The 18499-nt window shown below is 73.9% G+C and carries 17 protein-coding genes; 8 read left to right on the forward strand and 9 right to left on the reverse strand.

Features of this window, described 5'->3' with window-relative positions; all coding sequences use genetic code 11:
- Window positions 1–2161 (reverse strand): homocysteine S-methyltransferase family protein (locus IF27_RS13805; RefSeq protein ID WP_190232945.1); only part of this gene is annotated, 2161 nt, incomplete at its 3' end.
- Window positions 2162–2395: 234 nt separating this feature from the next.
- On the opposite strand from IF27_RS13805, the gene IF27_RS13810 reads away from it, so the two are divergent.
- From IF27_RS13810 to IF27_RS13830, 5 genes are all read left to right on the forward strand, one after another.
- On the forward strand, window positions 2396–3160 hold the full coding sequence (locus IF27_RS13810) for an IclR family transcriptional regulator (protein ID WP_052849861.1): 765 nt from the start codon (window positions 2396–2398) through the stop codon (window positions 3158–3160).
- Window positions 3161–3309: 149 nt separating this feature from the next.
- Entirely contained in the window at window positions 3310–4125 is an 816-nt protein-coding gene (locus tag IF27_RS13815) for an MIP/aquaporin family protein (protein ID WP_052849862.1), read from the forward strand.
- A 53-nt stretch (window positions 4126–4178) separates the two neighbouring features.
- Window positions 4179–5714 (forward strand): glycerol kinase GlpK, encoded by a 1536-nt coding sequence (gene glpK / locus IF27_RS13820; protein WP_052849863.1) that lies wholly within the window; start codon window positions 4179–4181, stop codon window positions 5712–5714.
- A 4-nt stretch (window positions 5715–5718) separates the two neighbouring features.
- Window positions 5719–7341 carry a glycerol-3-phosphate dehydrogenase/oxidase gene (locus IF27_RS13825; RefSeq protein WP_110945871.1) on the forward strand — a complete coding sequence of 541 codons (1623 nt, stop codon included), beginning with the start codon at window positions 5719–5721 and terminating at the stop codon, window positions 7339–7341.
- A gap of 163 nt (window positions 7342–7504) precedes the next feature.
- Window positions 7505–8488, forward strand: a complete 984-nt coding sequence (locus tag IF27_RS13830; RefSeq protein ID WP_052849864.1) for a PAC2 family protein — start codon at window positions 7505–7507, stop codon at window positions 8486–8488.
- Window positions 8489–8561: 73 nt separating this feature from the next.
- On the opposite strand, the gene mshC is transcribed toward IF27_RS13830, so the two are convergent.
- The 5 genes from mshC to IF27_RS13855 all read right to left on the reverse strand — a co-directional run bounded on the left by mshC (window position 8562) and on the right by IF27_RS13855 (window position 13133).
- A complete protein-coding gene (gene mshC / locus IF27_RS13835) occupies window positions 8562–9791 on the reverse strand; it encodes a cysteine--1-D-myo-inosityl 2-amino-2-deoxy-alpha-D-glucopyranoside ligase (RefSeq protein ID WP_052849865.1) in 1230 nt (409 codons plus the stop codon).
- A gap of 67 nt (window positions 9792–9858) precedes the next feature.
- Window positions 9859–10734: an SCO1664 family protein gene (locus IF27_RS13840; protein ID WP_420822009.1), complete on the reverse strand. Its 876-nt coding sequence runs from the start codon at window positions 10732–10734 to the stop codon at window positions 9859–9861.
- Window positions 10695–11288: a DUF3090 domain-containing protein gene (locus IF27_RS13845; RefSeq protein WP_052849866.1), complete on the reverse strand. Its 594-nt coding sequence runs from the start codon at window positions 11286–11288 to the stop codon at window positions 10695–10697. The genes IF27_RS13840 and IF27_RS13845 overlap by 40 nt, the downstream gene beginning before the upstream one ends.
- A gap of 65 nt (window positions 11289–11353) precedes the next feature.
- A complete protein-coding gene (locus tag IF27_RS13850; RefSeq protein WP_052849867.1) occupies window positions 11354–12046 on the reverse strand; it encodes an MSMEG_4193 family putative phosphomutase in 693 nt (230 codons plus the stop codon).
- Between the two features lie 37 nt (window positions 12047–12083).
- The gene (locus IF27_RS13855; protein ID WP_052849868.1) at window positions 12084–13133 is read right to left on the reverse strand and encodes an LLM class F420-dependent oxidoreductase; all 1050 of its coding nucleotides are present in this window, start codon (window positions 13131–13133) and stop codon (window positions 12084–12086) included.
- Between the two features lie 86 nt (window positions 13134–13219).
- Between IF27_RS13855 and IF27_RS13860 the strand changes: the two genes are divergently transcribed.
- Both IF27_RS13860 and IF27_RS13865 read left to right on the forward strand, forming a co-directional pair.
- Window positions 13220–14206: an aldo/keto reductase gene (locus IF27_RS13860; protein ID WP_052849869.1), complete on the forward strand. Its 987-nt coding sequence runs from the start codon at window positions 13220–13222 to the stop codon at window positions 14204–14206.
- Window positions 14203–16161 carry a helix-hairpin-helix domain-containing protein gene (locus tag IF27_RS13865; RefSeq protein ID WP_052849870.1) on the forward strand — a complete coding sequence of 653 codons (1959 nt, stop codon included), beginning with the start codon at window positions 14203–14205 and terminating at the stop codon, window positions 16159–16161. The genes IF27_RS13860 and IF27_RS13865 overlap by 4 nt, the downstream gene beginning before the upstream one ends.
- A gap of 58 nt (window positions 16162–16219) precedes the next feature.
- Here IF27_RS13865 and IF27_RS13870 read toward each other — a convergent pair whose 3' ends face one another.
- Window positions 16220–16882, reverse strand: coding sequence for a hypothetical protein (locus tag IF27_RS13870; protein WP_052849871.1), 663 nt, complete (start codon window positions 16880–16882; stop codon window positions 16220–16222).
- Between the two features lie 47 nt (window positions 16883–16929).
- On the opposite strand from IF27_RS13870, the gene IF27_RS30275 reads away from it, so the two are divergent.
- On the forward strand, window positions 16930–17118 hold the full coding sequence (locus IF27_RS30275) for a DUF5703 family protein (RefSeq protein ID WP_110945908.1): 189 nt from the start codon (window positions 16930–16932) through the stop codon (window positions 17116–17118).
- Between the two features lie 167 nt (window positions 17119–17285).
- Here the strand turns inward: IF27_RS30275 and IF27_RS31910 are convergent, their stop codons facing one another.
- Window positions 17286–18113, reverse strand: coding sequence for a chaplin (locus IF27_RS31910; RefSeq protein WP_052849872.1), 828 nt, complete (start codon window positions 18111–18113; stop codon window positions 17286–17288).
- Window positions 18114–18263: 150 nt separating this feature from the next.
- Window positions 18264–18497 (reverse strand): chaplin, encoded by a 234-nt coding sequence (locus IF27_RS13880; RefSeq protein WP_052849873.1) that lies wholly within the window; start codon window positions 18495–18497, stop codon window positions 18264–18266.
- Between the last annotated feature and the right edge of the window lie 2 nt (window positions 18498–18499).

Consider the following 18499-nt stretch of genomic DNA (forward strand, 5'->3'; position numbering starts at 1 on the left):
GCGCCACCGCCGTCTTCATCACCTCCGCGGACTGGAGCACGAACGGCAACTGCATCTGCCCCGACCCGAACAGCTCCCCGACCACCTTCATCCCCGCCAGCAGCGTGTCGTTCACGATCTCCAACGCAGGCCGCTCGGCAAGCGCGGCGTCCAAGTCCGCCTCCAAGCCGTTGCGTTCCCCGTCGATGATCCGCCGCCGCAACCGCTCCTCCAACGGCAGAGCCGCCAACTCGTCCGCCTTGCCCGCCTTCAACGACGCAGCCGTCGCCCCCTCGAAGAGTTCGAGGAAACGCTGGAGCGGGTCGTAGCCTTCGCGGCGGCGGTCGTGGATCAGGTCCAGGGCGACCTCGACCTGTTCCGGCTCGATGCGGGCGATGGGGAGGATCTTCGCGGCGTGGACGATCGCCGAGTCGAGCCCGGCCCGCACACACTCGTCCAGGAACACCGAGTTCAACACCAGACGAGCCGCCGGATTCAGACCGAAGGAGATGTTCGACAGACCCAACGTCGTCTGCACGTCCGGGTGGCGGCGCTTCAGTTCACGGATCGCCCCGATCGTGGCGACACCGTCCTTGCGCGACTCCTCCTGCCCGGTGCAGATGGTGAACGTGAGGCAGTCGATCAGGATGTCGCTCTCACGGATCCCCCAGTTCCCCGTCAGATCCGCGATCAACCGCTCCGCGATCGCCACCTTCTGCTCCACCGTCCGCGCCTGACCCTCCTCATCGATCGTGAGGGCCATCAGGGCGGCGCCGTGCTCCCGCGCCAACGCCGTCACCTGCGCGAACCGCGACTCAGGACCGTCCCCGTCCTCGTAGTTCACCGAATTGACGACCGCCCGCCCACCCAACTTCTCCAACCCCGCCCGCAGAACCCCCACCTCCGTGGAGTCCAGCACGATGGGGAGGGTCGAGGACGTCGCGAAGCGTCCGGCGAGTTCACTCATGTCCGCCGCGCCGTCGCGGCCGACATAGTCCACACACAGGTCGAGCAGGTGCGCGCCCTCGCGGATCTGGTCACGCGCCATCTCCACACAGTCGTCCCAGCGGCCTTCCAGCATCGCCTCACGGAACTTCTTCGACCCGTTCGCGTTCGTCCGCTCACCGATCGCCAGATACGACGTGTCCTGCCGGAACGGAACCGACTGATACAACGACGCCGCCCCAGGCTCCGGCTGCGGCGTCCGCTCCCCCGGCACCACACCCCGCACCCGCTCCACCACCCGCCGCAGATGCTCCGGCGTCGTGCCGCAGCAACCCCCCACGAGGGAAATGCCGTACTCGGCGACGAACGACTCGTGCGCGTCGGCGAGTTCGCCCGCGCTGAGCGGGTAGTGGGCGCCGTCCTTGCCGAGGACGGGCAGGCCCGCGTTGGGCATGCAGGACAGGGGGACTCCGGCGTGCCGCGCGAGGTGGCGCAGGTGCTCGCTCATCTCGGTGGGGCCGGTGGCGCAGTTGAGGCCGATCATGTCGATGCCGAGCGGCTCAAGCGCCGTCAGCGCCGCACCGATCTCCGAACCCAGCAGCATCGTCCCCGTGGTCTCGACGGTGACCTGGACGATGACGGGCAGGTCGGTGCCGGTGGCGGCGAGGGCGCGGCGGGCTCCGAGGACGGCGGCCTTGGTCTGCAACAGGTCCTGGCTGGTCTCGATGAGCAGGGCGTCCGCGCCGCCGGTGACGAGGCCCTCGGCGTTGGCCTGGTAGGCGTCACGCAGGGCGGTGTACGTGACGTGGCCGAGGGTGGGCAGCTTGGTGCCGGGCCCCATCGAGCCGAGCACCCAGCGCAGCCGCCCGTCCCCCGCCGCGCGCTCGTCGGCCGCCTCGCGGGCGATCCGCGCCCCCGCCTCGGCAAGCTCCACGATGCGGTCGGCGATGTCGTACTCGCCGAGGGCCGAGAGGTTGGTGCCGAAGGTGTTGGTCTCGACGCAGTCCACGCCCACCGCGAAATACGCGTCGTGGACGGAGCGGACGATGTCGGGGCGCGTCACGTTCAGGATCTCGTTGCAGCCTTCGAGCTGTTGGAAGTCGTCCAGGGTGGGGTCCTGCGCCTGGAGCATGGTGCCCATGCCGCCGTCGGCGACGACGACGCGTGAGGCGAACGCCTCGCGGAGGGCTGCGGCCCGCTGGGCCTGCGGGACGACGGACGGGATGGACGAGGCCATGGGGATACTCCCGGGAGTGCGACGGCTGTCGGCTATGCGTGGCGCACAGGCGGCACGCACGTGGTCAGCCTAACCGCAAGGGCGTGCGGGCAGGGAGTGGCCGCGCATCGGCCGGGCGGCCGGGAGGGGCGCCCGTAGACTCGTGCCGACCTCCGGGGAATCGGCATGCCCCACTGGTGTTCGACATTACCGAACCGCAGGCTGAGGAGGAACGGACGGCGAGGAGACATCCCCATGGCGCGGACCATTCAGTCGCTCGAACGCGCGGCGGCGGTGCTGCGGCTGCTCGCGGACGGCGAGCGCGGGCTCGGGCTCTCCGACATCGCCTCAGCCGCCGGGCTGGCCAAGGGGACGGCGCACGGCCTGCTGCGGACGCTCCAGCGGGAGGGGTTCGTGGAGCAGGACCCGGCCTCGGGCAGGTACCGGCTCGGCGCCGAGCCGCTGCGTCTCGGCCGCGCCTACCTGGACGGCAACGAGCTGCGCGCGCGGGCCCTGGTGTGGGCCGACGACCTGGCGCGGGCGAGCGGCGAGAGCGCGTACCTCGGGGCGCCGCACGGGCGCGGCGTGCTGATCGTCCACCACGTCTTCCGGCCGGACGACAGCCGCCAGGACCGTGAGGTGGGCACGGTGCAGCCGCTGCACAGCACGGCGCTCGGCAAGGTGCTCGCGGCCTACGACCCGGCGACGCGCGACGCGGCGCTCGCGGCGGGGCTCGGCGCGCTCACCGCGCGGACGGTGACGGGGGCCGCCGCCTTCGACCTGGCCCTGGAAGAGGTGCGGTCACGCGGATGGGCGAGCGAAGTCGGGGAAACCTGGGAGGGCGTGGCCTCGATCGCCGCGCCGGTCCTCGACCGCCGCAGAACGGCCGTCGGAGCGGTGGGAATCACCGGCGCGGTGGAACGCGTGCTGTCCGGGGACGAGCCCCGGTCGGCTCTGGTCGCGGCGGTGCGGGACTGCGCGCGAGCGGTTTCCCGGGACCTCGGATCCGGGCGATTTTAGGACAATAGGCATATCCGGCGGATAACTGCCCCGACGGTCTTGACGGCAGGTGTCCCGGGGAGAACACTCCCGTTCACTGGTCGGCATTGCCGAACACTGGACGGACATCGCCCAGGAAACCCCCTGGGCGACGGACAAAGGAGTCGCGGATGTCCAGCCTCCATATCTTCTTCGGCGAGCTTCTCGGGACCGCCGTACTGATCGTGCTAGGCACCGGCGTGGTCGCCGGTGTGATCCTCACGAAGTCCAAAGCGTTCGACGCCGGGTGGGTGGCCATCTCGTTCGGCTGGGGCATCGGCGTCCTCTCCGGCGTCTACGTCTCCACCCAGCTCTCCGGCGCACACCTGAACCCGGCCGTCACCCTCGGGATCGCCATCGACAGCGGGCAGTGGAACGACGTCCCCACCTACGTCGCCGGGCAGCTCGCCGGTGCGATCATCGGCGCGTTCCTCATGTGGCTCGCCTACTACGGCCACTTCCAGGCGCATCTGCGCGCCATGGACGTCGAGAGCGGCTCCAGGACGCCGGGCGCCCGGGCGTTCGAGGAGGAGGCCGCCGAGGTCGAGGAGCGCGAGCCCACCTCACGGCACGAGCCGGGCCCTGTCCTCGGCATCTTCGCCACCGCCCCTGAGATCCGGAACACGGTGCAGAACCTCACGACCGAGATCGTCGCCACGACGGTGCTGGTCCTGCTCGTCCTCGGTGTCGGGCTGAACGACGGGCTGACCCTCTCGGGCACCGGCGGTCTGATCGTCGCCCTGGTCGTCGTCGGCATCGGCCTGTCCCTCGGTGGACCGACCGGTTACGCGATCAACCCGGCACGTGACCTCGGCCCCCGGATCGTCCACCAGCTCATCCCCCTCCCCAACAAGGGCGGCTCCGACTGGAAGTACGCCTGGATCCCGATCGTCGGCCCGCTCGCCGGCGGCGCGATCGCCGCGGGCATCCACACCGCGCTGTTCTGACGCGCCGCAGCCGCCGCCAGATCCCCCCACCGAGCGACCACAGGAGCCGCCCCATGCCGGACGCACAGGACACCACAGGCCAGCGCGAGTACATCGCGGCCATCGACCAGGGCACGACGTCGAGCCGCTGCATCGTCTTCGACCACGGCGGCAACATCGTGGCGATCGAGCAGAAGGAGCACGAGCAGTTCCTGCCGAAGCCCGGCTGGGTCGAGCACGACGCCGCCGAGATCTGGACCAACGTCCAGGAGGTCGTCGCCGGAGCGCTGACGAAGGCCAAAATCGGCAAGGACCAGGTCAAGGCCATCGGCATCACCAACCAGCGCGAGACCACCATGCTGTGGGACAAGGCGACCGGCGAGCCCGTGCACCACGCCATCGTCTGGCAGGACACCCGCACCGACGCGCTGTGCCGCGAGCTCGGCCGCAACGTCGGCCAGGACCGGTTCCGCCGCCAGACGGGCCTGCCGCTGGCGGCCTACTTCGCCGGGCCCAAGGTCCGCTGGCTGCTGGACAACGTCGAGGGCCTCCAGGAGCGCGCCGACCGCGGCGAGCTGCTGTTCGGGACCATGGACTCCTGGGTCATCTGGAACCTCACGGGCGGCCCGGACGGCGGCGTGCACGTCACGGACGTCACCAACGCCTCCCGGACCCTGCTGATGGACCTGCGCACGCTCCAGTGGGACGAGAAGATCTGCAACTCCATCGGCGTGCCGATGTCCGTGCTGCCGGAGATCCGCTCGTCGGCCGAGGTGTACGGCACGGCCAAGGGCGGCGCGCTCGACGGCGTGCCGGTCGCCTCCGCGCTCGGCGACCAGCAGGCGGCGCTCTTCGGCCAGACCTGTTTCTCGGTCGGCGAGGGCAAGTCCACCTACGGCACCGGAACGTTCCTGCTGATGAACACCGGCACCGACATCATCAACTCCTACGCCGGTCTCGTCACGACCGTCGGCTACCGCATCGGGGACCAGCCCGCCGTCTTCGCGCTGGAGGGCTCGATCGCCGTGACCGGCTCGCTCGTCCAATGGATGCGCGACCAGCTCGGCCTGATCAGCAGCGCGCCGGAGATCGAGGAGCTGGCCCGCTCGGTGGACGACAACGGCGGCGCCTACTTCGTCCCCGCGTTCTCCGGCCTGTTCGCGCCGTACTGGAAGTCGGACGCCCGCGGCGTGATCGCCGGTCTGACGCGGTACGTGACCAAGGCCCACATCGCGCGCGCCGTGCTGGAGGCGACCGCCTGGCAGACCCGCGAGATCGTGGACGCGATGAAGAAGGACTCCGGCATGGAGCTGACCACCCTCAAGGTGGACGGCGGCATGACGGCGAACAACCTGCTCATGCAGACCATCTCCGACTTCCTCGACGTCCCGGTGGTCCGCCCGGTCGTCGCCGAGACGACCTGCCTCGGCGCCGCCTACGCCGCCGGGCTCGCCGTGGGCTTCTGGGAGAACATCGAGGACCTGCGCGACAACTGGAGCCAGGACGCCGAGTGGACGCCGGAGATGGACGCGGCGGAGCGTGACAAGGAGTACGCGTTCTGGCTCAAGGCCGTGCAGCGCACCATGGGCTGGCTGGACGAGGGGAGCTGATCGGATGAACGCGCCGCACCCGGCCGCAGGACAGGCCACCGTGACCGCACCCGGCCCCTCCGACACGGCGGCCCGTGACCGGGCGGAACGCCGCGCCCGCACCCGTGACCGTCTCTCCTCCACGACCTGGGACCTGCTCGTCGTCGGCGGCGGCATCCTCGGCACCTCGGTGGCCTGGCACGCCGCGCAGTCGGGCCTGCGGGTGGCGATGGTGGACGCCGGTGACTTCGCCGGTGCCACCTCGTCGGCGTCCTCCAAGCTCGTCCACGGCGGCCTGCGCTACCTCCAGACCGGCGCCGTCCGGCTGGTCGCCGAGAACCACCACGAGCGGCGCATCCTCTCCCGCGACGTCGCGCCCCACCTCGTCAACCCGCTGACGTTCTACCTCCCGGTCTACAAGGGCGGCCCGCACGGCGCGGCGAAGCTCGGCGCGGGCGTCTTCGCGTACTCGGCGCTGTCCGCCTTCGGCGACGGCGTCGGCCGGGTGATCTCCCCGGCCGCCGCGGCGGCGGCCAACCCCGGGCTGCGCACCGAGGGGCTGAAGGCCGTCGCCGTCTACGGCGACCACCAGATGAACGACTCACGCGTCGCCGTCATGACGGTGCGGGCCGCCGTCGGCGCCGGGGCCTCGGTGCTGAACCACGCCGAGGTGACCGGCCTGCGCTTCACCCGGGGCCGCGTCACCGGCGCCGACCTGCGCGACCGGCTCGACGGCGCCGAGTTCGGCGTGGACGCCCGCCTCGTCCTCAACGCGACCGGCCCGTGGGTGGACCGCCTGCGCGGCCTGGAGGACCCCACCGCGGAACCGAGCATCCGCCTGTCCAAGGGCGCCCACCTGGTGCTGCGCCGCACCGTCCCCTGGCGGGCGGCGATGGCGACGCCCGTGGACAAGTACCGCGTCACGTTCGCGCTGCCCTGGGAGGACCAGCTGCTGCTTGGCACGACGGACGAGAGCTACGAGGGCGACCCCGGCGAGGTCGCGCCGACCGAGGCCGACATCCAGCAGATACTGGACGAGGCCGCCCTGTCCGTACGGCCCGAGCACCTGGACCGCTCGCTGATCACCTACGCGTACGCCGGGCTGCGGGTGCTGCCGGGCGGCCCCGGCGGCGTCGAGTCGGCGCGGCGCGAGACGGTGGTCACCGAGGGCAGCGGCGGCATGCTGTCGGTCGCGGGCGGCAAGTGGACGACGTACCGGCACATCGGCAGGACCGTGCTGGAGAAGGTGGCCACCCTGCCGGGCAGCCCGGTCGCCGAGGACATGGCGCCCGTCTCCGACCTGGTGCGCCACACGCCGCTGCCCGGCGTCGCCAACCCGTCGGCCGTCGCGCACCGGCTGCTGGCCGACCCGCCGGAGTCCGGGCTCGACGAGCACACGGCCCGTCATCTGGCCACGCACTACGGGTCCCTCGCGTTCGACGTCGTCCGGCTCGTCAGGGAGGACCCGGCGCTCGGCGCGCGCGTGCACCCGGACGGGCCCGACATCTGGGCCCAGGTGGTCTACGCGCGCGACCACGAGTGGGCGGACACGGTGGACGACGTGCTGCGCCGCAGGCTGACCCTGACGGTGCGCGGCCTGGACACGGAGGAGGTGCGCGCGCGGGTCGCCGGGGTGCTCGGCGGCTGAGCGGCGGCGGTGGTCCGAGGGCCCCGGCCGGGACACCCCGGCCGGGGCCCAGGCGTACGAGGACTGCGGGCTGGGAACGGTCACGCCGTAGGGTGGGGCCGCACGAAGACATCGTCAGCCGGGGCGGGGCGCCGCTCGCGCACCGGCCGGGAGGAGGCGCTGGGTGATCGAGCTCGAAGGGGTTCCCGAGCTGGTTGACCCGGTCATGGTGGCCGCGTTCGAAGGCTGGAACGATGCGGGTGACGCCGCCTCCGCCGCCGTGGCGCATCTGGAGCGCGAGTGGAAGGGCGAGGTGTTCGCGGCGCTCGACGCGGAGGACTACTACGACTTCCAGGTGAACCGGCCGCACATCTGGCTGGACGCCGGGGTCCGGCGCATCACCTGGCCGACGACCCGGCTGTCCGTGGTGCGGATCGGGTCGGAGAACGGCCCGGTGAAGCGGCGTGACCTGGTGCTGGTGCGCGGCATCGAGCCGAGCATGCGGTGGCGTTCGTTCTGCAACGAGATCCTCGGTTTCGCGCACGAACTCGGCGTCGAGATGGTCGTCGTCCTCGGCGCGCTGCTGGGTGACACCCCGCACACGCGTCCTGTTCCGGTGACGAGCGTGACCTCCGACGAGGACCTGGCGCGCACGCTCGACCTGGAGGAGTCGCGCTACGAGGGGCCGACCGGCATCGTCGGCATCCTCCAGGAGGCGTGCACGCACGCCGGGGTCCCGGCGGTGACGCTGTGGGCCGCCGTGCCGCACTACGTCGCGCAGCCGCCGAACCCGAAGGCGTCCCTCGCGCTGCTGCACGCGCTGGAGGACCTGCTCGGTCTGGGCGTGCCGCTGGGCGACCTGCCGGAGGACGCCCGCGCCTGGCAGATCGGCGTGGACCAGCTGGCCGCCGAGGACAGCGAGGTCGCCGAGTACGTCAAGTCCCTTGAGGAGGCGCGGGACACGGCGGAACTGCCCGAGGCCAGCGGCGAGGCGATCGCGAAGGAGTTCGAGCGGTATCTGCGCCGCCGGGACGGGCAGCCGCCGGGCGGCGAGCCCGGCTCGTACCTGCGCGACCCCGGCCGCCCGCGCGGCCTGCCGAGACGGCGCCCCGCCGAGGGCGGCGGCACCGAGCCGGAGCGGCAGGAGCCGGGCGAGCCGGAGGAGTGACCGCGGGGACGGGCCGGTACCGAGGGGTACCGGCCCGTCCCGTGTCAGGTGCCCGCGCGGCGCGGACGGGCCGTCACAGGGCGACGCCCAGCAGGGCGTCCACCGCCCTGCTCACGACGCCGGGGGCGCCGATGTCGGCGCCGCCCTCCGCCTCCTGCGCGGCGGCCCAGCGGTCCACGACCGCCAGCGCCGCCGGGGCGTCGAGGTCGTCGGCGAGCGCAGCCCTCAGCGCGTCCACCAGCCCGTCCGCCGGGGGGCCGTCGGGCCGGGAGACGGCCGCGCGCCAGCGGTCGAGGCGGCGTACGGCCCCGTCGAGGACGGCGTCCGTCCACTCCCAGTCGGAGCGGTAGTGGTGCGCGAGCAGCGCCAGGCGGATGGCCGCCGGGTCCACGCCCGCGGCGCGGAGCCGGGAGACGAGGACCAGGTTGCCCTTCGACTTGGACATCTTCTCGCCCTCGTAGGCGACCATCCCCGCGTGCACGTACCCGGCCGCGAACGGGTGCTCGCCCGTGAGGACCTGCGCGTGCGACGCCCCCATCTCGTGGTGCGGGAAGACGAGGTCGGAGCCGCCGCCCTGGATGTCGAAGCCCATGCCGAGGTGGTCGAGCGCGATGGAGACGCACTCGATGTGCCAGCCGGGGCGTCCCGGGCCGAGGCTCGCGCCGTCCCAGGACGGCTCGCCCGGCCGGGCGGCGCGCCACAGCAGGGGGTCGAGCGGGTTCTTCTTGCCGGGCCGGTCCGGGTCGCCGCCGCGCTCGGCGGACAGCGCGCGCATGACGGACGCGTCGTAGTGCGAGACACCGCCGAAGTGGTCGTCGGCCTCGACGGAGAAGTAGGTGTCGCCGTCCACGTCGTACGCCGCGCCCAGCTCACGCAGCCGTTCGATGACCGGCACGATGTGCGGTATGGACTCGACGGCGCCCACGTACGCCGCGGGCGGCAGGATGCGCAGGGCCGTCATGTCCTCGCGGAACAGGGAGGTCTCGCGCTCGGCCAGGGCCGTCCAGTCCTCGCCGGTGGCGGCGGCGCGCTCCAGCAGCGGGTCGTCGATGTCGGTGACGTTCTGGACGTAGCGGACCTCGCGTCCGGTGTCCAGCCACAGCCGCTGGACGAGGTCGAACGCGGTGTAGGTGGCCGCGTGGCCCATGTGCGTCGCGTCGTACGGGGTGATCCCGCAGACGTAGATGCGGGCGACCGGTCCGGGGACCAGGGTCACCCGGCCGCCGGTCGCGGTGTCGTGGACCGACAGTTCAGGGCTCTGACCGGGCAGAACGGGGACTGTGGAGGGAGGCCAGGCATGCATGCGCCCGAGCCTAACCGCCGGACCGGGCGGCGCACGACAGGGCGTGCCCGCCCGGTGGGGGGCGCGGTCAGACCAGGGGCCAGGGGATCGCGGGCCATTCGCCGCTCGGCAGGGGATGACGGCCGTCCCTCAGGAGGGCGGACGTGCGGGCGCGCAGGGCGCCGATCTCGGCGTCGGTGAGCAGTTCGCGCAGCCGGACGGCGAGGGGCGCGCCGTCCGCGAGGGCCGCGTCGAGGCCGCGCAGGGCGGTCAGGACGGCGTCCGGCAGGGGCTCGCCCGCCCAGCCCCACAGGAGGGTGCGCAGCTTGTTGTCGGTGTGGAACGAGACGCCGTGGTCGATGCCGTACAGCCCGCCGTCGGCGACGGGCAGGAGGTGACCGCCCTTGCGGTCACCGTTGTTGATGACGGCGTCGAGCGCGGCGACGCGGCGGAGGCGTTCGTCGTCGCGGTGCACGAGCAGGGCGGTGGTGTCCTCGTCGAGCTGGACGTGGCCGACGGCCTTCCAGCCGGGCGGGGCCGTGTCGCCGTCCACGAGGGACAGCAGGTCGTCGGGCTCCTCGGCGTCCGCCTCCCCGGCCGGTTCCGCGTCGTCGTCCGGCGGCGGGCCGATCCAGCGCTGGCACATGCCGGGGCCGAACGGCCCGTCCCGCAGCACGGTCGTCGGCACGAGGTCCCAGCCCAGCGCGCGGCAGACCTCGTACGCGGCGACCTCACGGCTGGCCAGGTCGCCGTCGGGGAAGTCCCACAGGGGGCGCTCGCCGCGCACCGGCTTGTAGACGCACGGCACGCTGCGCCCGTCCAGCTCGGCGACGGCGTAGAGCACCGCGTTGGAGGCGTCGGTGATGCGTCCGCGCACGGTCAGCTCGCCCTGGGCCAGGGCGGTGTCGGCCATGACGTCGCCGCTCAGGCGCGGCTGCGGCGGTATCCGTTCTGGCGGGGACACACATGTCCTTCCGGGTCGAGCGGCAGGCTGCACAGGGGGCACGGCGGGCGGCCCGCGCCCACGACCTCAAGGGCGCGCTTGGCGAAGGCGCGGGCCATGGTGCCGCTGAGGCGCACCCGGAGCATGGGCGGACCGTTCTCGTCGTCGCGCAGCAGCCGCTCCTCGGCCTCCGCGAACTCCTCCTCGGTCTCGACCTCAAGCTCGACCAGGGCCTGGGCCTCCACGATCATGCGCTCGTTGTCGCTGTCCCAGGCGAGGGCCATCGTGCCGACGCGGAACTCCTCCTCGACGGGGGTCTCCAGCGGGCCGGTGTCGGCGACCTCCGACGGCGCGACGGCGGGGACGGTGGTGCTGCCGCCCGATCTGCGCACGACCTCGTCCAGCAGTTCGTCGATGCGCTCGGCCAGCGCCTCCACCTGTGCCTTCTCCAGGGCGACGCTGGTGGTGCGGCCCGCCGCGGTGGCTTGCAGGAAGAAGGTACGGCGGCCAGGCAGCCCGACCGTCCCGGCGACAAAGCGGTCGGGCGGGTCGTAGAGGTACACCTGACGGGACACGCACTGCTCCTGTGTGTCGGTTGCGTGGGACAAGGGCACCCTACTGCGCTTCGCGATCACCGTGGTCAGGCGCCACCGCCCACCGGGGTCTCGGTGGCCTCGGCGCTGTCCCGTTCCGCCGCCTCGGTCCTGGGGACGAATTCGGCCAGGTCGCCCGTATCGCCGAACCGCAGCAGGAGGGGCGGGTTGCCGTACCGGACGGCGGTGACGGACGCCGGGTGCGGGGCCAGGCGCTGGAACAGGTCGAGGTGGAGTCCGAGGGCGTCGGCGGTGATCGCCTTGATGTTGTCGCCATGGGTGCACATCAGCCAGATCGCGTCGGGGCCGTGCTCCGCGCCGAGACGGGCGTCCCAGTCGCGGGCGGCGTCGGCGACGCGGGCCTGCATGGCGCGCATCGACTCGCCGCCGGGGAAGGTGACGGCGGACGGCTGCGTGCGCACGGTGGCCATCAGCGGCTCGTCGGCGAGGTCCTTGAGCGCGCGGTTGGTCCACTCCCCGTAGTCGCACTCGGTGACCCGCTCGTCCACGTGGACGGGCAGGTCGGGGCGTTCGGCCAGCAGCGGTGCCAGGGTCTCGGCGCAGCGCTGGAGCGGGCTGTGGACGGCGGCGGCCAGCGGGATGCCGGACAGGCGCCCGGGGAGTGCGGCGGCCTGGGTGGTCCCGTACTCGTCGAGGCTGACGCCGGGCGCACGACCGGCGAGGAGGCCGGAGGAGTTGGCGGTGGTCCGGCCGTGGCGCAGGAGCAGCAGAGTGGGCATGGCGTCAGCCTAGGTCCTGGGGGGACGGGGGCGGGGGTCAGGCGAGCCCGGCCCTCTCCAGTGCCTCGACGCCCGCCCGCAGTCCGGCGATGCGCTCGTCGAGCGTGAACCCGGCGGGGGCGAGGGACAGCGTGGTGACGCCCGCGTCGGCGTAGGCGCGCATCCGGTCGGCGATGCGCTCGACCGGGCCGACGAGGGTCGTCGCGTCGATGAGGCTGCGGGGGACGGCGGCGGCTGCGCCGTCGCGGTCACCGGCCAGGTAGCGGTCCTGGATCTCGGCCGCCTCCTTCTCGTATCCCATGCGGCGGGCGAGGCGGTTGTAGAAGTTCTGGTCGCGGCTGCCCATGCCGCCCACGTACAGCGCGGTGTAGGGGCGGAACTGGTCGGCGAGGGCGACGGGGTCGTCGCCCACGGCGAGGGGCACGGTGGGCACGACGTCGAAGCCGTCCAGGGTGCGCCCCGCGGCCTCGCGCCCGGCGCGCAGGTGGCGGAGCGTCGTCTCCTCGGCGTGCTCGGGCGCGAAGAAGATCAGCAGCGCCCCGTCGGCGATCTCGCCGGTCTGGGCGAGGTTCTTCGGGCCGATCGCGGCGATGTAGACGGGGATGTGGGGGCGGACGGGGTGGACGGTGAGCTTGATCGGCTTGCCGGGGCCGTCCGGAAGGGGCAGCGTCCAGTGCTCGCCCTGGTGCGTCAGCCGTTCGCGGGAGAGGGCGGCGCGGACGATCTCGACGTACTCGCGGGTGCGGGCGAGCGGGCGGTCGAACCGTACGCCGTACCAGCCCTCGGAGACCTGCGGCCCCGAGACGCCGAGGCCGAGGCGGAACCGGCCGCCGGAGAGCGTGTCGAGGGTGGCGGCGGTCATCGCCGTCATGGCGGGGGCGCGGGCGGGGATCTGGAGGATGCCGGCGCCCACGTCGATACGCTCCGTCCTCGCGGCGACCCAGGCGAGGACGGTCGGGGCGTCCGAGCCGTACGCCTCGGCGGCCCAGCAGACCGCGTAGCCGAGCCGGTCCGCCTCGCGGGCGACCTCCAGGTTGTCCGCGTCAAGGCCCGCGCCCCAGTAGCCGAGATTCACTCCGAGCCGCATGTCCGCTCCTCCTGTTGGCGCTTACCGGCGGGTAACCAGTCGTCTCCGGGGACTGTAACCCCTGGTCGCAAGTACGCTCAACGCCCATGGAACTCAGGCACCTGGGCCGCACCGGCCTGCGCGTCTCCCGGCTCGGCCTCGGCACGCTCACCTGGGGCAGGGAGGTCGGGGAGGCGGACGCCGCGGAGCTGCTGAAGGCGTTCTGGGAGGCGGGCGGCACGCTCGTGGACACCGCGGACGTCTACGGCGACGGCGGCGCCGAGCTGCTGCTCGGGCGGCTCGTCGGCTCGCTCGTGCCGCGGCGGGACGTCGTGCTGGCGACGAAGGCGGGCAGCGTGCCCGACCCCTACCGCAGGTTCGACGGCTCGCGCGGCCACCTGCTGTCGGCGCTCGACGCGTCGCTCGAACGGCTCGGCACGGACCACGTGGACCTGTGGCAGGTGCACGCCTTCGACCCGGCCACGCCGCTGGAGGAGACGCTCCAGGCCGTGGACATCGCGGTGAGCAGCGGCCGGGCGCGGTACGCGGGAGTGGCCGACTTCAGCGGCTGGCAGCTGGCGAAGGCGGCGGCGTGGCAGCTGGCCGCGCCGGGGACGCGGACCCGTCTGGCGAGCACCCAGATGGAGTACTCGCTGGTGCAGCGGGGCGTGGAGCGCGAGGTGCTGCCCGGCGCCCTCGACCTCGGCGTCGGGCTGCTGCCGTCGTCGCCGCTGGGGCGCGGGGTGCTGACGGGCAAGTACCGCAACGGGGCGCGCCCGGCGGGCTCGCGCGGCGCGTCCGCGCGGCTGGGCGGCTTCGTGGCGCCCTACCTGGACGACGCGGCGGCCCGGATCGTGGACGCGGTGACCATAGCGGCGGACGGGCTGGCGGTGACCCCGGCGCAGGTAGCGCTGGTGTGGGTGCGGGACCGGCCGGGGGTCGCGGCGCCGCTGCTGGGGGCGCGCACGGCGCGCCAGCTGGAGGAGGCGCTGTCAGTGGAGGACCTTACGCTTCCGGAGGAGATCAGCCGGGCGCTGGACGACGTGTCGGCCCCGGTGCACCACTATCCCGACCACGACTGGAGCACGCTGTGACCGCGGACAACGCCTCGCCCCCGCCCCCGGAGGACGCCGCCGCCCGGTTGCGGGCCGCGGTGAAGGCCGTGGAGAGCGGGGAGCGCCCGGCCGCCTCGTTCTTCGCGGAGCCCGCGCGTCCCGCGGCCCGTCCGGCGCGGGCGGCGGCGCCGGGCCCGGGGGCCCGCCCAGGGCCCGCCGCGGTGCCCGCGCCCACGCCCGTGCCTGTGCCGGAGGGGCTGCCCGCGCTGCTCGCGGCGGGCGGCACCCCCGAGGGGCTGGCCGGGGCGGTGGCCGCGGCGCTCGGCGAGGCGGCGGAGCAGGAGCTGCGCGACGACCCGTGGCGTCTGCTGGCCGTGCCGGGGGTGCGCCCCGACGCGGCGGACGGCTTCGCGCGGGCGACGCTCGGCGCGGAGGCGGGCCCTGGCGACGAGCGGCGGACGCGGGCACTGACCGTCTGGCTGCTGGAGCGCGCGGCCCTCGCCGGGCACACGGCCGTGGCGGCGGCCACGGTCGCGAAGGGGCTCGCCGCGCAGGCGGTGCCCGAGCCGGACGAGGCGGTGCGGGACGCGGTCGAGTCGGGGGCGGTCCTCGTCTTCCGCGACGCGGCGCCGCCCCCGCCGGGAGCGACCGGCACGCCGCGCGGGGAGGACGGCGAGGAGGACGTGCCCGTGACGCTGCTGCTCGGCCTCGACCGGTACGCGCTCGCCGAGGAGAGCCTCGCGGACGGACTGTCGCGGCTGCGCGGCACGTTCGAACCGCTCGCCGAGGAGGCCGCCGTGGCCTGGGAGACGGCGGCGGGCGGCGCCCCGTCGCCCTCGGCCGCCGAGCTGCTGCGCGCCGTCGCCGCACATCCGGTCGTGGTCCACACCGGCGGCGCGGCGGCGCGCGCGGAGCCTGCCGCGCTGGTGGCGGCGGCCAGGTCCCTGGGCCTGCGGGCCTGCGCGGCGGCGCACACGGCGGACGGGCGGCGCGGCCTCGCCGCGCTGCTGCCTGGCGGCGCGGCGGACGCGGCGGTCACGGTGGCGGGGCTGCTGTCGGGCGAGGAGGGCCCCGGGCGTGACGGCGAGGGCCTGCTGCCGCTCGACCTGCTCGCGGTCCTGGACGCTGCCCAGCTGTCGGCGGAGGCGGCGGCCTCCCTCGTGGAGGCCCTGCCGGACGGCGCGCGGCTCGTCCTCAGCGGCGATCAGGCGCTGCTCGGCCCGGCAGGTCCAGGGCAGGTCCTGGACGACGTGCTGGGCGCGGACTTCGGCCCGCGCGTCGCCTCGCGGACGCCCGACGAAGGGCCGGTCGGCGAGCTCGTGTCCGGGGTGGGCGTGGGCGAGCTGCTCCAGCCGGAGGCGCCGGGCAAGGAGGTCGTGGTCGTGCCGGTACGCGACCCGGGCGAGGCCGTGCACCGTACGGTGCAGCTCGTCGCCGATTCCATCCCGCGCGCCTTCGGGCGCTCCGTCGCCGAGATCCAGGTGATCACGCCAGGCCATGCCGGGCCGGTGGGCACCCGCGCGCTGAACGCGGCGCTGAAGGAGCGGCTGAACCCCGGGCCTGGCCGGTTCGGCGGCTTCGACCCGGGCGACCGGGTGGCCCACTCCCCCGCGCCGGGCCGCACCCGCACGGCGACGGTGGCCTCCGCCGACGCGGAGGGCCTGTGGCTTGAGGACGCGGACGGCCGCTTCGTGGTGGCCCCCGCGCAGGTGGCGGACACGGTCAGGCACGGGTGGGCGCTCACCGCGCACCAGGCGGTCGGCAGCCGATGGCCCGCCGCCGTCGTCGTGCTGCCTGGGGACGCGGAGGGGACCGTGGACCGCTCGTGGGTCTACACGGCGTTCAGCCGGGGGGAGGGACACCTGTCGGTGGTGCAGGGCAGCGGCCCCGGGCTCGCGGCGGTCGTCACGGGCCCGCCCGCGCCGCCGCGGACGACGCGGCTGCGGACGCTGCTGCGCGAGCAGCTCGCCGCCTCGGCGCCCGCCGGGGCCTGAGCGGGGCGGAGCGCCGCCCGCCCGTGCCGCCGCCACGGGCGGGGCCCGGCGCTCCCGTTCACTCGCCGGGGTCGAGGTCGTCGTCCTCCTCGAACGCCTCGCTGATGTCGAAGCGGCAGACGACCCGCTCGGGATCGACGGCGTCGAACGGGGCGGGCAGCCACTCCCCCGGCTCGGCGGGCTCGTCGGCGACCGTCACCCAGAGCGTCGCGTCGCCCTCCTCAAGGCCGAACTCCTTGTAGCGCCCGGCGATCTCGTCCGGGTCGTACTCGCCGAAGAGGACGCCGAGCGCCGTCTGCACGCTCCGGCCGCCCGGCTCGTCGGGGTCGGGGCCACCGGCCAGGGCGCTGTCCGGGTCGAGATCGGCGATCCGCTGCGCCTGTGCGAGCAGCCTGCGCGGCTCCACCAGGGTGTAGTCGCGGCGGATGAAGACGCTGAGGGCCTCCGGCTCGTCGGGCCCGTCGTAGGCGGCGCCCCCGTCCGTCTCCGGCACCTCGAAGGGGGTCACCTCGTCGTAGACGTCGTACAGCAGCTCGTCGTACACCTCGCCCGCGGAGGCCAGCTCGTTGAACGCGGCGAACACGGCGGCGTCGGCCTCGGTGCCCGTCTCGGGCCCGGCGGCCCGGCGTTCGACGGCGGCGAGGTGCCGGTCGATCGCCTCTTTGAGCGCGTCGGCGGCGGCACGGACTTCGGCAGCGGTCGGCTGCACAGCATCAGACATGGTGCAGACGGTATCGGCATCCAGGCCCGGCGCGCACAATGGTTGCGATGCCGGAATACGAGTTTCGCGATGTGTACGTCCCGCGGGGTGTCTCCCGTGCCGCCGCCACGCGCCTGCTGACCGATCACGCCGAGTACGGTCACTGGGAGCTGGCACGACTCCGTCTGTACCCCGACGGCAGCCGCCGCGTGCGGTTGCGTCGCAGGATCATCCGTCAGCTGCGCCCGACATGGTGACGAGTGGGTCCCATGACGGACGGGACCCACTCGTGTACGCGCGCTGACCGGCCGACGGGCGGTGCTCACCGTGTGTACCCGGCGGGCAGGGACACGGTGGGCCCGTCACCGTGGAGCGGTCGTCGGCCGGTGAACGGCGCGCGGTGGCCGGCGCGTGGGGTGCCGGATCAGACGCGGCTCGCGACGCGGGAGCGGCGGTAGAGCAGCGTGCCCCCCAGCAGCAGGCCCGCGCCCATCGGCAGGACCGCGCCCATGGGGACGCCGCTGCCGGTCTCGGCCAGCTCGCCACCGGCGGGCTCGGCACCGGCCTGGGGGCCGGTCTCCGGGCCGGTGTCGCCGGGACGCTCCGGCGAGACGGTGCCGGGCTCCTCCGGGGTGCCGGGCTCACCGGGCTCACCCGGTTCGTTCGGCTCGCCGGGCTCACCCGGTTCCCCAGGCTCCCCGGGCTCACCCGGCTCACCAGGTTCACCCGGCTCACCCGGTTCCCCAGGCTCCCCGGGCTCACCCGGCTCGCCAGGTTCACCCGGCTCACCCGGTTCGCCCGGGTGCTCGGCATCGACGCCGTTGGCGCAGCCGTTGCCGAAGGCGCTGTTGCCGACGCCGACGACCGAGATGCTGTTGCCACAGGCGTTGACCGGGACCTCGACCGGGACCTGGACGTTGTTGCCGGACGCGACGCCGGGCGAGCCGACGGCCGCGCCGTCCGCCTGGGCACCGCTGTCCCCGTGACCGCCGTGACCGCCGCCGTGACCGCCGGTGTTCACGCAGTTGTTGCCGAACGCGGGGTTCAGGACGCCGATGACGTTCACGGTGTTGCCGCAGATGTTCACCGGCACATCGACCGGGACCTGGACGTTGTTGCCGGACGCGACGCCGGGCGAGTTCGCCGCGAGGCCGTCGGCGCCGGAGTCCGCGAACGCGGCTCCGCCCGAGAGCGCGAAGACGCCGCCGAAGGCGGCGGCGGAGAGCAGGCCCTTCTTCGTGACCTGTCGCATGGTGGTGTTCCCCTGCCTTGTTCTTCCGTGGGGCGCGGGGTGGGGGCTGAGGGCACCCGCGCCCGGGGTCTGGCCCGGCGTGGCCCCGGAGCGAGTGGTGCGCGCTCCGGGGCCACCGGCTCTACGCCCTCATGGGATGGGGCGCGGTGATCAGCCGTTGACGCAGGTGTTGCCGAAGGCGGGGTTCAGGAGACCGATCACGGAAATGGTGTTGCCACACACGTTGATCGGCACGTGGACCGGAACCTGGACAACGTTGCCGGACAGGACGCCGGGCGAACCGACGGCAGCACCGGCCGCGTGGGAATCGGCGACAGCGAGCCCCGCGCCCGCGAGCATCAGACCGCTGGCAGCAGCCGCGACGGCGACGACCTTCTTGATCATTA

Source organism: Streptomyces avicenniae (genome assembly GCF_000719135.1).
Lineage (GTDB): Bacteria > Actinomycetota > Actinomycetes > Streptomycetales > Streptomycetaceae > Streptomyces > Streptomyces avicenniae.

Bases quoted from the DNA above. Each gene is read 5' to 3' on its own strand.
- IF27_RS13880 (WP_052849873.1), bottom strand. From the start codon at position 18,497: ATGATCAAGAAGGTCGTCGCCGTCGCGGCTGCTGCCAGCGGTCTGATG.
- IF27_RS30275 (WP_110945908.1), top strand. From the start codon at position 16,930: ATGCCGGAATACGAGTTTCGCGATGTGTACGTCCCGCGGGGTGTCTCC.
- IF27_RS13870 (WP_052849871.1), bottom strand. From the start codon at position 16,882: ATGTCTGATGCTGTGCAGCCGACCGCTGCCGAAGTCCGTGCCGCCGCC.
- IF27_RS13850 (WP_052849867.1), bottom strand. From the start codon at position 12,046: ATGCCCACTCTGCTGCTCCTGCGCCACGGCCGGACCACCGCCAACTCC.
- IF27_RS13815 (WP_052849862.1), top strand. From the start codon at position 3,310: ATGTCCAGCCTCCATATCTTCTTCGGCGAGCTTCTCGGGACCGCCGTA.
- IF27_RS13855 (WP_052849868.1), bottom strand. From the start codon at position 13,133: ATGCGGCTCGGAGTGAATCTCGGCTACTGGGGCGCGGGCCTTGACGCG.
- IF27_RS13860 (WP_052849869.1), top strand. From the start codon at position 13,220: ATGGAACTCAGGCACCTGGGCCGCACCGGCCTGCGCGTCTCCCGGCTC.
- IF27_RS13810 (WP_052849861.1), top strand. From the start codon at position 2,396: ATGGCGCGGACCATTCAGTCGCTCGAACGCGCGGCGGCGGTGCTGCGG.
- mshC (WP_052849865.1), bottom strand. From the start codon at position 9,791: ATGCATGCCTGGCCTCCCTCCACAGTCCCCGTTCTGCCCGGTCAGAGC.
- IF27_RS13825 (WP_110945871.1), top strand. From the start codon at position 5,719: ATGAACGCGCCGCACCCGGCCGCAGGACAGGCCACCGTGACCGCACCC.
- IF27_RS31910 (WP_052849872.1), bottom strand. From the start codon at position 18,113: ATGCGACAGGTCACGAAGAAGGGCCTGCTCTCCGCCGCCGCCTTCGGC.
- glpK (WP_052849863.1), top strand. From the start codon at position 4,179: ATGCCGGACGCACAGGACACCACAGGCCAGCGCGAGTACATCGCGGCC.